12 protein-coding genes and 1 tRNA gene are annotated in these 13952 nt (G+C 40.5%); 7 read left to right on the forward strand and 6 right to left on the reverse strand.

What is annotated here, in order from left to right:
• The first annotated feature begins 120 nt into the window (after window positions 1-120).
• From M4974_RS06785 to M4974_RS06795, 3 genes are all read left to right on the forward strand, one after another.
• A complete protein-coding gene (locus M4974_RS06785) occupies window positions 121-672 on the forward strand; it encodes a restriction endonuclease subunit S (RefSeq protein ID WP_248715877.1) in 552 nt (183 codons plus the stop codon).
• A 76-nt stretch (window positions 673-748) separates the two neighbouring features.
• A complete protein-coding gene (locus M4974_RS06790; RefSeq protein WP_248706599.1) occupies window positions 749-3736 on the forward strand; it encodes a type I restriction endonuclease subunit R in 2988 nt (995 codons plus the stop codon).
• 67 nt (window positions 3737-3803) lie between these two features.
• A complete protein-coding gene (locus M4974_RS06795) occupies window positions 3804-4733 on the forward strand; it encodes a site-specific integrase (protein WP_248706600.1) in 930 nt (309 codons plus the stop codon).
• Between the two features lie 102 nt (window positions 4734-4835).
• Here M4974_RS06795 and M4974_RS06800 read toward each other — a convergent pair.
• A tRNA-Ser gene (locus M4974_RS06800) sits at window positions 4836-4923 on the reverse strand.
• Window positions 4924-4968: 45 nt separating this feature from the next.
• On the reverse strand, window positions 4969-5301 hold the full coding sequence (locus M4974_RS06805) for a hypothetical protein (protein ID WP_248706609.1): 333 nt from the start codon (window positions 5299-5301) through the stop codon (window positions 4969-4971).
• A gap of 88 nt (window positions 5302-5389) precedes the next feature.
• Between M4974_RS06805 and M4974_RS06810 the strand changes: the two genes are divergently transcribed.
• Genes M4974_RS06810 through M4974_RS06825 form a run of 4 tightly spaced genes read left to right on the forward strand, consistent with a single transcriptional unit; the run spans window position 5390 to window position 8922 of the window.
• Window positions 5390-6034 carry an NAD(P)H-hydrate epimerase gene (locus tag M4974_RS06810; protein WP_248706610.1) on the forward strand — a complete coding sequence of 215 codons (645 nt, stop codon included), beginning with the start codon at window positions 5390-5392 and terminating at the stop codon, window positions 6032-6034.
• Window positions 6035-6068: 34 nt separating this feature from the next.
• Window positions 6069-6848: a pyrroline-5-carboxylate reductase gene (proC, locus tag M4974_RS06815; RefSeq protein ID WP_248706611.1), complete on the forward strand. Its 780-nt coding sequence runs from the start codon at window positions 6069-6071 to the stop codon at window positions 6846-6848.
• A complete protein-coding gene (gene proB / locus M4974_RS06820; protein ID WP_248706612.1) occupies window positions 6811-7650 on the forward strand; it encodes a glutamate 5-kinase in 840 nt (279 codons plus the stop codon). The genes proC and proB overlap by 38 nt, the downstream gene beginning before the upstream one ends.
• Window positions 7651-8922: a glutamate-5-semialdehyde dehydrogenase gene (locus M4974_RS06825; RefSeq protein ID WP_248715872.1), complete on the forward strand. Its 1272-nt coding sequence runs from the start codon at window positions 7651-7653 to the stop codon at window positions 8920-8922. It abuts the gene before it with no gap.
• Between the two features lie 43 nt (window positions 8923-8965).
• On the opposite strand, the gene gtfA is transcribed toward M4974_RS06825, so the two are convergent.
• The 4 genes from gtfA to M4974_RS06845 form a co-directional block, all read right to left on the reverse strand.
• Window positions 8966-10420: a sucrose phosphorylase gene (gene gtfA, locus M4974_RS06830; protein WP_248706614.1), complete on the reverse strand. Its 1455-nt coding sequence runs from the start codon at window positions 10418-10420 to the stop codon at window positions 8966-8968.
• A 162-nt stretch (window positions 10421-10582) separates the two neighbouring features.
• Window positions 10583-11062: a 23S rRNA (pseudouridine(1915)-N(3))-methyltransferase RlmH gene (gene rlmH, locus M4974_RS06835; protein WP_248715873.1), complete on the reverse strand. Its 480-nt coding sequence runs from the start codon at window positions 11060-11062 to the stop codon at window positions 10583-10585.
• A 509-nt stretch (window positions 11063-11571) separates the two neighbouring features.
• Window positions 11572-12705, reverse strand: coding sequence for a S1C family serine protease (locus M4974_RS06840; protein WP_248715874.1), 1134 nt, complete (start codon window positions 12703-12705; stop codon window positions 11572-11574).
• A 57-nt stretch (window positions 12706-12762) separates the two neighbouring features.
• The gene (locus M4974_RS06845; RefSeq protein WP_248706617.1) at window positions 12763-13947 is read right to left on the reverse strand and encodes a sensor histidine kinase; all 1185 of its coding nucleotides are present in this window, start codon (window positions 13945-13947) and stop codon (window positions 12763-12765) included.
• Window positions 13948-13952: the final 5 nt, after the last annotated feature.

Genomic DNA, 13952 nt, shown 5'->3' on the forward strand with positions numbered 1-13952 from the left:
GATATATTCTAAAAAATATATCCTTTTTCTTATTTTTTCTTTTTATTTTTATAGAGATTATCGTTTTCTTTATGTTTTTTTCTATAAAATCAAAAGAAAAACATAAAGAAAGCTAAAAATATAACAGCTTGGCAAAAGCGTAAGCTAGGGAATCTTGGTAGTACTTTTACTGGACTCTCAGGAAAAACAAAAGACGATTTTGGACACGGTGCTGGTCGATTCATAACTTATATGAATGTATGCTCCAATCCTATTACCAAAATAGAAGGTACAGAGGCCATTGAAATTGATAATAAACAACATCAGATAAAAAAGGGCGATGTATTTTTTACAACCTCTTCTGAAACACCTGAAGATGTTGGAATGTCTAGTGTTTGGACATTTAATACTCCTAATATATATTTAAATAGTTTTACGTTTGGATACCGACCTAATGTAAAATTTGATTTAAATTATTTAGCATTTATGTTGCGAAGCCCCTCTATACGAAAAAATTTTATGTTATTGGCACAGGGAGTCTCACGATTCAATATTTCAAAAACTAAAGCAATGGATATTGAAGTGCCAGTACCAGAAGTTGAAGAACAGAAAATGATTGGTGAGGTATTAGTAAGCATTAACAACCTCATCACAGTCAATCAGCGTAAAAACTTTTATCATCTTCTTTGTTAAAATAAAAATAATTAAAAATATTGTTTTACATTCAAATCCTAAATAAAAAATAACGCAATCAACAAAGGATACTAAAATGGCTGAAGAAAAATTTGAACTAGCTGTAATCGAAAAATTAACCCAAGAAGGCTGGACTTACCGAGATGATCTGTCTGGAAAAACAGACGATGTTCTCTACGAACATTGGCGCGAAATTCTAAACCGGAATAATCGCACCAAACTTGAAGGAAAAGAATTATCCGAAAACGAGTTTCGGCGCTTAGTTGAACAAGTAAATCAGAATAAAAGCCCCTATGCTGCCCAATTGCTTTTAGCAGGTGCTGGTGGCAAAGGGACTTTACCATTAATCCGTGATGATGGTAGCCAGCTTTCTATCGAAATCTTTTACGGAGATGAGGTGGCCGGCGGACATTCGGAATATGAGGTTGTCCGTCAAATTACCTTTAATCATTTAACCAATAGTTTAAGTAAAAACCGTCGCATTGATCTTTTACTGCTAATTAACGGCCTTCCTGTCGCCCACGTTGAAGAAAAAGATGAACACTTGCAGAATCAATGGGGCGCCTTTGAACAGCTCCATAAATACAACAATGATGGCATGTACACCGGACTGATGTCCTTTGTCCAAGTACAATTCATCCTTACTCAGAATTCAGCCCACTATCTCGCCCGGCCGAAAAATAGCGAGTCTTATAATCACGACTTTGTCTTTGGCTGGCGAGATGATAATGGCAGAGACGTGACTGATACCATGGAATTTATTCACCAAGTGATGGGCATCCCCGCTCTTCACCGTTTGGTGACCGTTAACATGATCCCAGATGCCTCCAATGATAATTTAATGGTGATGCGTTCCTACCAGATTCAAGCCACCCGGGCAATTATGGACCGGATGCGGACCATGAAGAATAATCATTTAATAGAAAAAGAAGGTGGTTATATCTGGCATACGACTGGATCAGGTAAAACAGTCACCTCCTTTAAGGTTGCCCAACTGTTAGCTTCCATGGACGATGTTAAGCATGTAATTTTCATCGTTGATCGAGTGGATTTGGTTAACCAGACCGCTGAAAACTTTAAAAACTTTGCCTATGTCACCTTTAAAGATCGAATCAAAGTCGTCAATGGTAACCAGTTAAAAAGAGAGCTGAAGAAAAAACAAGCACCTAACATCTTCTTAATCACTGTTCAAGGCCTAAGTGATGCCGTCAAGCGCGGTTGGACTGACGACCAACGCTTAGTTATTTTAATGGATGAAGCCCACCGCTCAGCCAGCGGCGATTCGGTAAAACGCATTAAACAGGCTCTTCCCAACACAACGTGGTTTGGCTTTACCGGAACCCCTAATTTTTATTCCGATGAGGTCAATGATGTGAAAACTACCCGCGAGGTTTCGACCCATGATGTTTTTGGTCCACGCTTGCACCGCTACACTATTAAAGATGCGATTGGTGATGGTAACGTTCTTGGTTTTGATGTTACTTACTATGAGACTGATATTGAACATGAGGCTGGCGCTGACCTAGATGAAAAGCAGTTAGAAAAAGAAGTCTATGCTTCCCATGCTTTCCGTCAGTCAGTGGCCGAAGACATCGTCCAACACTGGCAAGATAATGCCGCCGGGCCAATTGAAATGGGACACCGAGCCCCTAATCAATTCCAGGGAATGTTGGCTGTCTCAGGTAAACAGGCCGTGGCCGATTACTACAATATTTTTAAAGAGATTGCGCCCGATTTACGCGTAGCCATGACCTACTCGCGTGATGAAAGTAATGGTGCCGGATCGTCTGATTCTCAAGAAGGCCTTAAACAAGCCATGGCTGATTATGTTAAACGTTATCAAACGGCTAACTTTATTGAACATGACGACCCAGGACGCGACTATTTGAACGATATTACCAAACGACTGGCTCGTAAAAAACCCTATAATCGTGGTAATGATGATGATCGTTTAGACTTAGTCATTGTCTCTGATCAACTCTTAACCGGTTTTGATTCTAAATATTTGAATATTATTTATTTAGATAAGTTGCTCCAAGAAGGTCTCTTAATCCAGGCCATGTCCCGAACGAATCGAACCATTGACAAAAATGCTAAACCCCACGGTAAGGTGCGTTTTTACCGGAAGGGCCAAGTCATGGAGGATCATGTTCGCGAAGCCTTAGTTATCTATACCAAGGGTGGTAACGATACACAAGCGGATGCCGAAAAGCACCCTTCCTTGGATGACCAACAAGAGCTGTTTAATGATGATATTCTAGCGCCTAACCAGGCCAGCCAGATTCAAGATTTAGCACCCAAGATTGAACAATTAAAGGAAATAGCCGGCGATGATTTTTCACAAATGCCTCTGGGGGCTAAAGCTCAGATAAAATTCGCTCACTTAGCTGCTGACGTCAATCAAAAGGTGCAACGCTTAGTCCAACAAGGCTATGCCTTTGGCGAAGCGGTACCTGTTTTTGATGGTACTGGCCATATCACTGATGAAAAGGTCACCCTTAGTATTACTTCTGAAAATGATTTCTCAGCTCTCCAAGCTCGATTAAACGATGTTAATCAGGTACTGCCTGATGATAAGAAGTTAGACTTAACCAACATTAAAATTGCTTTGGATAAATATGCCAGTGAAATCATTGATTATGACCTATTGGTTGACCTACTGAACCAATATATGGATGATATGGTACCTGCCAAACGCCAGGCTGTTGAAGAGCACATCACACCGATGGATCAGGATGGTCAAGATGAAATTAGTGAGATTTTGGATGGCATTGAGCGTGGAGATTATCAGAAGCACTTTGATGTGGAAAGTTTAAAAGTTGAACGAACCAAAATTCGTTCGAAAAACACCGAACTAGCCTTGTATAAATGGGCTGCTAACCACAACTTCAATGGCAATCAGATTATCGAAGCTTATGACTTATATCAACCGGGTTTTAAGTTAAACGATACACCCGAACTTAATGCTAAGTTGGAAGAAATTGAAAGACAGAACGACATGAATTTCTTTGAGTCTGTTGATTTTGAAGACGCTATCATAAAATTCTTTGGCAATCTTCAATAAAATTTCACAGATACTAGGATAGTACTCACCGTTTGGTGGGTGCTATTTTTTTATGGAGGTGACCAAGATGTCACAGGAAGAATCAATGTTGTTACACGTGTATTACCGCCGTTGGCTGGATTTATATAAGAAAGGCGCCGTGCGACCAATTACTTATGAAAAGTATGAACGGACCCTCAAACATATCCGCCTACTAGTCCCAGAATTAAGGCTAATTGATTTAAACCGTCAAAGTTATCAAGCGATGATGAATCAATTTGCTAAAAATCACGAAAAACAAACCGTTTTAGATTTTCACCATCAATTAAAATCAGCCATTATTGATGCAGTCGAAGAAGGCTGGGTTCGCATTGACCCCACCCGTAAAATTGTTATTAAGGGAGTCGTTACCCAGCGCCACAAAACCAAGTTTTTAAACCAACAGCAACTAACTAAGCTCTTGGCTCAGTTGACTTTAGGGGATGAATTAAGCTGGGATTACATGATTTTATTAATTGCCAAAACTGGTTTGCGTTACAGTGAAGCACTGGGCGTAACGCCCAACGATTTTGACCTGTCGCGGTTGTCATTATCAGTCAATAAAACCTGGAATTATAAAGCTGAGCAAGAAGATTTTGATGCAACTAAAAATACTGCTTCCATACGTAAAATCCCGTTAGATTGGCAAGTGGCAATGCAATTTGGTCAAATGATTAAAGATCGCCCAGGTGATCGGCCAATTTTTGTTCGAGAAGGTAAGAAGACCTATAATGCTGTCCTCAATGAGCGCTTAGAACGCTATTGTAAGCGAGCCGGTATTCCAGCAATCTCAGTACACGGTTTAAGACATACCCATGCCTCATTATTACTATATGCTGGCGTTTCAATTGGCTCGGTTGCCCGACGATTAGGACATTCTAATATGAATACAACGCAAAAAACTTATCTGCACGTGATTCAGGAGTTAGAGAATTCTGATACCGATAAAATCATGCGGTATCTAACAACGTTAATGTAATGCTGGAAGATGGCCGATGGCCATCTTTTTCAATAGTCATTAAAAACAAAAAAGACGTCCACCAAGATTTAATAATCTCAATGAACGTCTTATATTTATCAGTGGAGAAGAAGGGATTCGAACCCTCGCACGCTTTAACACGTCTACACCCTTAGCAAGGGCGCCTCTTCAGCCGCTTGAGTACTTCTCCATAACAGATAATACTATAACAGATTTTAAGATTATCTGCAATATTTTATCGACTAATTAATTGACGCAAAACAATATCAAATCGATTCCAGACCAACTGATCATTATTTTGAAAGTCTTGAACCAAACTATCACTTTCCGACTCTACATGGCCAATCCGGTCCCGGTAAATGTCAAAGACTTCTAATTGCTTACCATCCGCCGACCATTTGACTGTGTAGTAAGAACCGTCAGTGCGGTGGTCAATCATTTCCTGCAAACCACGCTTCAACGTACTGGCAATCGCTTCATCAAGGGTCACATTGTATCCCCGTGCGCCTAAAATAGCGACCTGATCTTTAACCTGCTGTAAATCTTCAGCAATATCTAACTGGTCCATCTTTCCTCCTACTACCGACTGAGTGGCAATTTAACGTATCTCTATATATAATAAACTAGGAATATTATACTCAATAATGAGGGACAAGATGACACAATTTGTAACGACAACTGAAATGCTAACTTTAGAAGATTATACGATGAATGACTTTGATATCCCCCAAGAAGTACTGATTGAACGGGCCGCCATCGCTGTTCAAGAAGTTATTGGTGCGGGAAGTTTTAACCTCAGTCACATCTTAGTCCTCGTTGGCTTGGGAAATAATGGTGCTGATGGCATTGCGCTTGGTCGTTTATTACACCAACAAGGGCTTTCAGTGTCTTTACAATTTGTCGGGAACCTAAATCGTGCCAAAGCTTCCGTACATAAACAACTAGAAATCGCCAAACACTGTGGCCTCCATCCTTCTGAAAAAAGTGATTTCAAGGAAGCTACATTAATAGTCGACGCTATTTTTGGTACTGGGTTAAATAATCCGCTACCCGAAGGGCTGCAAAAAATGATGAAAGCTGCCAACCACATTGATAACGACGTCATCGCCATTGATACCCCAACTGGGATCAATCCCAATACCGGTGAAGTCATGGGCGCCGCCCTTAAGGCCCACACTACTGTTGCTTTAGGCTACCCCAAGGTTGGCCTACGTAAAAATCAAGGCCGCAAATACTGTGGCGATTTGGTGGTAAAAGACATCGGTGTTTTAACGCCCGATACTTTTGCATTTAGCCTCTGATTGTTTGAAGTCACACCCATTAAAGGAGTTATTCATGATACGTTATGGTTTTTTAGGCGCCGGTAACATGGCCCAAGCAATGATTAAAGGTCTATTAAATGCTGGTATTTCTGCTCAAGATATTCTAGTAGCATCCCCCCACTCAGCCGCTAAATTAGCTGAAGAACTAGGCATTCAGGCTATAGAAACTACCGAGTTATTTCAAACTGCTGATTTAGTGACCCTGGCTTTTTTACCGAAACAACTAACAACCATTAGTCAAAGTCTCCCTGCTAATCTTTATCAAAAAAAATTGTTAGTATCAGTCATCGGTGATGTTAGTCTCAATTCCTTAGAAAACGCCTTTCCTGGTGCTCAAATCGTTCGTACCCTTCCCAACGTGAACGTTAGTATCAACCGAGGCATGACCTCCTATGCTTTGGCCCCTAGTCTTACGGATGAAAGCCAAACTACTGCACTAGCCTTTTTAGATCTATTAGGTAGTCGAATTCAATTACCAGAATCAAATTTTGCGGTGTTTTCAGCCTTGGCTGGTTCGAGTCCGGCCTACGTTTTTGCCTTTATTCAAGCTCTGGCACAAGCCGGGCAGCAAAATGGCTTATTAGCTGAAGATGCCCTAACCATTGCCGCTCAAACGGTTCTAGGATCAGCACAAACTCTCTTAGCTAGTGATAGTGATCCCGCCAGTTTAATTGCTTCAGTTGCTTCCCCTGGCGGTTCAACCGAAGCTGGCTTAAAGGCTTTATCAGCGGATAAATTTAACGAGGTAGTAATCAATGGTATCCAAGCAACCGTCGACCACCAACACGAATAAAACAATTAATCCTGCCTGGCAACGAGTAGTCATTAAGGTCGGTACTTCCACGATTGTTGACTCTGATGGTCGGGTCAAATACCCAGTAATTAATCAACTCAGCCAGGTAATTTCCACCCTCTCTCGTGATGGTTATCAAGTTATCCTGGTAACCTCAGGAGCAATTGGTGTCGCCTTGGATCAATTAGGCCTAACTAAGCGCCCTACCGACATTCCTAGTCAGCAAGCCCTAGCCGCCCTGGGACAGGGTTATTTAATGACCATTTACAATCAGTCGATGGCGCTTTATCGTCAAAAAACCGGTCAGGTCCTATTAACCTATGATGTTTTCAACAATCCTCAGATGCTCAGACACATGCAAGAGGCTCTAGAAGTCATGTTGGACAATCACATCGTCCCTATTGTGAATGAGAACGACGTAATTGCCGTTGATGAGATGGATCATCAGCATTCATTTGGCGACAATGATAAACTAGCTGCCATGTTGGCACTAGCCGTCAAGGCCCAAGGTTTAATTATTCTTTCTGATGTTGATGGCCTATATACCGCCAATCCCAATCTTGATTCTAATGCCCAACAAATCACTCGAGTTACCAAAATTGATCAAGTCATTCGTAAGTTGGCCGGTGGCTCTGAATCTGGTCTAGGTACCGGTGGGATGATTACTAAACTAAACGCTGCTGAACTCATGGTTAATCACAAAGCCAAAATGGTCTTAATTGATGGACAGTTCCCTGAACGTATTATGCAAGTAATAGCTGATGAACCAATTGGGACACGTTTTCAAGCCGAGGAAAAATAAATGACAGACACCCAATCATTGCATGAACAAATGCTCAATTTAGGTAAACGGGCCCAAGCAACTACTAACCAAGTAGCCAATCTAACATTAAATCAGCGAAACCAAATTTTAACTAACATTGCTCAAACACTAGTCAAGCAAAGTGATGCCATTCTAGCTGCAAATCAATTAGATTTAGACCAATATGGTTCAACTTTAAGTGGACCGATGGTGAAACGCCTTACGCTAACTAAAGCAATCCTAGCCGAAATAGCTGATTCGTTATATAGCTTGGTTCAACTGGCCGACCCACTGGCCGGTCCCTATGAAAACTGGACTAACCAAGCTGGCTTAAAAATCAATGTCGTGACTGTCCCTCTAGGCGTTGTGGCTATGATTTATGAAGCTCGGCCCAACGTTACCGTTGATGCAGCTAGTTTGGCCATTAAATCCGGTAATGCCGTGATTTTACGTGGTGGTAAGGAAGCCATTCATACTAATCGATATTTGGTACAATTAATGCGCCAAATTCTCAGTGATCTAGGTTACAATCCAGATATTATCCAACTCGTAACCGACACTAGCCACGCTTCCGTCGATGAATTATTACACTTACGTTCTTACATTGACGTGTTAATTCCCCGTGGTTCAGCCGCCTTCATTAACCATGTCGTCACAAATGCCACGGTACCAGTCATTGAAACTGGTGCTGGGAATACCCACATTTTCGTTGATGAATCAGCTGATTTTGACCAAGCGCTAAGCATCATTGAAAACGCCAAAACGCAAAAGCCTGCCGTTTGCAATGCTGCGGAAAAATTGCTAATTCACCAAAATATTGCTGATGAATTTTTACCCTTGGTCATTGAACGTTTGCAAACTCAAGACCAGGTTGAACTTCGGGGCGATGTGGCTAGTTGTGAATTAGCACCTAATCAACTGACAGCAGCTACAGCAGCAGATTGGGACACTGAATATAATGATTTAATCATGGGCGTTAAGATTGTTGATGATATCCAGGAAGCAATTAATTGGATTAATCAACATACAACTCACCACTCCGAAACAATCCTAACTGAAGAAGCTGATCACGCCCAACTATTCATGCGTGAGATTGATGCTGCCGTTGTCTATCAAAATGCTTCTAGCCGATTTACCGACGGTTTCCAATTTGGTTTTGGCGCAGAAATTGGGATTTCCACTCAAAAATTACATGCTCGAGGGCCCATGGGTCTTAAAGCCTTAACAACAATTAAATACGAAATTTTTGGTCAGGGACAAATTCGACCATAAAAAAATCCACTTTCAATGAAAGTGGATTTTTTGCTAATTTTAATTACTTAGACATAATCACGTTACCGTCAGCAGTAACAGTAAAGGTCTTATTAGCTGCATCAGCTTCTAAGACAGCTACATGGTCACCAGCCTTGTTTTGACGAGTAATCTTAATAGTAGTTGCTGAAGGTGTTTCAACTTCAATGCTACCATCCAAGTCAAAGGCAGCAAAATCATTACGCCATGCTAACAAGGCCAACAAATCCTTAACAACTGGACGTTGTACTTCTTTGGCCACTTCTTCCTTAGTGTAGTAATGACGGTTAATATTACGACCTTCCTTAGAAGATTCCAAAAGGGCAATATCATTTTCACCAGCCAACAAACCAACATAATAAATTTGTGGAATACCAGGGGCAAAGATTTGGAAGGCACGACTCAGTAGGTAAGCCGCATCATCATTTCCAAGAGCAGAGTAGTAAGTTGAGTTAATTTGGTAAATATCAAGGTTATTGTAGGCTGCTGAAGAATAAGTCTTCTTCACATTAGCCCCCACCTTATATAGCTGATCCGAAGCGTAATCGATTTCATCATCAGTTAGCACGTCACGTGCATCAACAACCCCAATACCATCGTGAGTATCTAAAGTTGTAAACTGTTTCATTGGTGACTTCTTCAACCAGTCAGCCAAACGTTCTGTTTTACCAGAGTACAAAGTGTACAAGGTAGTCATTGGCAAAGCAAAGTCATAGGTAAAGTAACCATGCTCATTAATCTTGGCTGGAATTGTGTAATGTTCGTGAATTTCAGGCAAAATTTCAGCTTGAAGTGGTGTCAAAATGTCACGAACAGATTCTAATAGTTCCCAAATATCAGGTTCGATAAAGAAATCATTTGTATCAACCTTCTTAATCGCATAAGCAAAGGCATCCAAACGAATCAAGTCCGCGCCATGCTTAACCATTGATTCCAAAGTATCCTTAAAGAACTTCTTAGCTACTTCAGACTTAACGTTGATGTCGATTTGTTCATCACCAAAGGTATTCCAAAGGTGTTCCTTGCTACCATCAGCAAAATCTATTTCTTGAATTGGAGCCTTATCTTTACGCTTGTAAATCAAGTCAACATCGGCTTGAGTTGGACGGTTTGATCCAGCAGCTTGCCAGAACTTTTCCCAACGGATAAAGAAGTCCTGGTATTCAGAATCATTATGTTTGGCTTTGAAGTCTTGGTACATTACTGATTCACGGGAGATATGGTTAATCATGAAATCAAACATTAGGTAGTAATCTTCACCCAATGCTTCCACATCATTCCAATCACCAAAGGCACTGTCAACCTTCGTGTAATCAGAAGGTGCAAAACCGCGGTCCCCAGTCGATGGGAAGAATGGTAGCAAATGAACACCACCAATGGCATCCCCAACATGATCCTTCAGAACTTGATGAACCTCTTTGATGTTCTTACCAAAAGAGTCCGAGTAGGTAATTAACATCGCTTTGTTTTGTACTGGCATTGTCTATTAGACCTTTCATATTGTGTATTAGACTAGTCAAAAAAGTGAGTAAGCCACCGTAATTGTGATAGGTTACACTCACTAACTCTTTCAGGATACTATCATTCTATAGCTGTTGTCAACGTATTTACCCCAATTAAATGAGAAAAATTGAAACCGGTTCTACTTATGGTAGGGTGAGCCAGCTTGGATCATAAAGGCCCGGTAAATTTGCTCAATTAAAACCAATCGCATCAGTTGATGGGGCAAAGTCAATTTCCCAAAACTTAAAAGCAAATCCGCCCTTTTTTTAATAGCTGGCGTTAAACCTAAGGATCCACCAATAACAAAAGTTAAGGTACCATGCCCGGCCAACATGGCCTGGCCTAATTGTTTAGAAAACTGCTCAGAAGGTAATTGTTGACCCTCAATTGCTAAGATAACCAAATAGTCGCGTGGACCAATTTTATCCTCAATCCGTTCCCCTTCAGTGGCAATAATTTGTTGATTTTCAGCTAAGCTGGCATTTTCAGGGGTTTTTTCATCCTTAACCTCAATTAATTCCAATTTAGCAAAACGACTCAAGCGCTTTTGGTACTCGGCCATCCCCTCCTTTAAATACTTTTCTTTTAATTTACCAACCGTTATAATTTTAATCTTCATTTCCTAACCATTTTCTATTTTTATTCATTTTTTTAAGAGGAGATAATTGATTTTCCCGACTGTTTATCCACAGTTATCCACAAATACCTCACAACAAATTAACCCCTATAAACGCTATAATATCAGTGTTTTATATAAAAAAATAAAATTTGTTGTTGATTTTGTGGATAAAATCAAGTAATTGTGGATAACTTTTTCCACGGCCAAAATCCTTGGTTTAATCAATTTTATATTAATACTGACTAAGCTTTCCACAGTTATCCACAATTTTATCAACATCTGTTGAAAAAGCGTTTATTCAGACCTGTTCATTCTACCTTATTCGGATTTTTTATTTATGAAAATTACTTAATCAGGCCTTATAAGCCAAAATATTTTTCTTATTGTCAATACTTCCAAAAAATATGAGTAAAAGACGAACAAACAATTTAAGTAACTGATTTAACAATTATGAGCACTTTATCAGACTAATTTAAAATAAAACTATACCAAAAAAGCCAACCAACTGGTTAGCTTGCTAATTGCTGCGTTAATGTAATTGTAACGCTCTTTTTGGTATTCCCGTGATAATAGTCCAACTTAATCTTATCCCCGACACTATGCTTATACAAAGCTTCACGTAGGTCAGCCAAAGTGTTTACCTTCTGACCATCCAAACCAACAACCACATCATATTGCTTCAAGCCAGCTTTGCTTGCACTACCACCATTATTAACTTTCATGATTACCACACCACCTGTTACACTGGTTGGAATCTTTAAAGTCTTTTGCTGTTCATCCGCTGGTATTTGAGACAAATTAACCATTTCAATTCCTAGTGCAGGACGAGCTACCTTACCGTCTTTAGCCAACTTATTAACGATATCTACCACTTGATCAGCCGGAATGGCAAAACCCATCCCCTCCACGGATGTCCCATTGGTCGCCGTGGAAAGTTTCATCGAATTAATTCCAATTACCTGACCAGCTAAGTTAATCAAGGGTCCACCAGAATTACCAGGGTTGATTGCTGCATCGGTTTGAATAACAGTGGAACCGCCATTACCTTGGCCGTTTTCACTGCTGGTTTCTACTAGACGTTTCGTTGCTGAAATAATACCTTCCGTGACAGAGGAAGCATACTGTGATCCTAAGGGTGAGCCGATGGCTAATACCTGTTGGCCGACCGAAATTTTATTTGAATCGCCAAATTCAGCAGTAGCGCTAATGGCACTGGCATCAACTTTTAAGACGGCCAAATCCGTTAAAGCATCCTTACCAACCAAAGTTGCCATAACCTTGTTACCACTATTGGTGATGACCTGAATTTTAGCAGCACCATCAATTACGTGATTATTAGTCACAATAAAAGCAGAGCCATCAGCCTTTTTATAGGCTACGCCTGACCCTTCCGAAGCTTCCTGATATTGGCCATTAGCTTGCTTAAAATTCAACACCGAAACTACGGCATTAGCCACCTTATTATAGGCCGATGTCGCTGTGTCATTACTTGATAGTTTAGTTGTGTTTTCGGCTTTAATCCGAGCTGGGCTATTGCTATTTTGGATATTTTGATAAACTTCCTGGCCAACCAGGACGCCACCACCACCAACTAATCCAGCCACTGCGCCGATAACAATCACATTTGTTAGGTCTTTTTGCATGCTACAAACTCCAATGAGATATTATCTTGATTTTATTAATCTATTCTTAATTATATATTAAAGCTTGACACTCTTCTCAGCTATCCGGACATTTTTTGATACCTGGGGAAGTTTAATTGAAAAAATTGTCCCTTCTCCCAAAGTTGATGCCACACTAATCTGCCCGTCCATTTGTTCCACTAAACTTTTCACCAAAGATAAGCCAATGCCACTGCCCAATTGCTTTTGCACAGCTGGTTCTGAGACACGAAAATACCGATCAAAAATATGGGGCAAATCCGTAGCTGCAATGCCCAATCCATGGTCTTGAATGACTAACCAACCCTGCCCTTGCTTAGCAAATACTTTTACTTTGATGGTACCGCCGGCTGGTGAATATTTAAGCGCATTTTGAAGGAGATTATCTACTACCTGCGTTAACTGCTGCGCATTCGCTTGAATCCATAAATCTCTTTGATCTAGCTGTCGAATTAATTGATGCGGTAAGTTCTGCTGGCTAATGACTGTTTGAAAGCGATCCAAGATAGAATTAACTAAACTGATCATATTAATCGCAGTCAATTTAACGGGTTCAACCTCGGAATTAGACAGCTCAGTTAACATGTCAGCCATCCGTTGGCTTTCTTGATAGGCCACATTTACAAAGTGCTGTCTTGTTTGAGCATCATCGACTTGATTACTTTTAAGAGCGTCCAGATAAGCCTGCACACCCGTCAAAGGATTCCTTAACTCATGAACAACTGTTTTAATTTCTTCTGGTGTCTTTGGACTATCTAGAATAAAAATCACTTGGTGCTCATTTAAAGCGTAACTATATCCCTGCACTACTTGCTGATTAGCCAATTGCCAAGTTAGGGGTGCCGGCTTAGTTTCAAGGGCTAGCCAATCTACTGCTAACGCTGCTGGCAATGGTTGCCCAACCTCAACCGGTTGCAAATCCTGCAGGGCCGTATTTGCATATAACACCACGCCAGTGTTATCAGTAATCACAACGCCCTCTGCTAGAAAATCAAAGGTATACTGTAAGGCTGGCACTACTTCAAAACTTGAGAAACGTTTAGCAACAATAGTTAGAATCAATCCCCAGCTAAATAGGATCGCACCAACAACAATTAGGAAAAAACTTAGTAAATAATTGGATCCATTAAGGCAAAAAAATCCGAGTACAGCTAAGAGAGCTCCCGCCACTAACTCGGATTCTATGACCAAACGGTCCCAATTTAATTGAAAAAATTTAACCATCTTTT

It is taken from the genome of Convivina praedatoris (assembly GCF_933208495.1).
GTDB lineage: Bacteria > Bacillota > Bacilli > Lactobacillales > Lactobacillaceae > Convivina > Convivina praedatoris.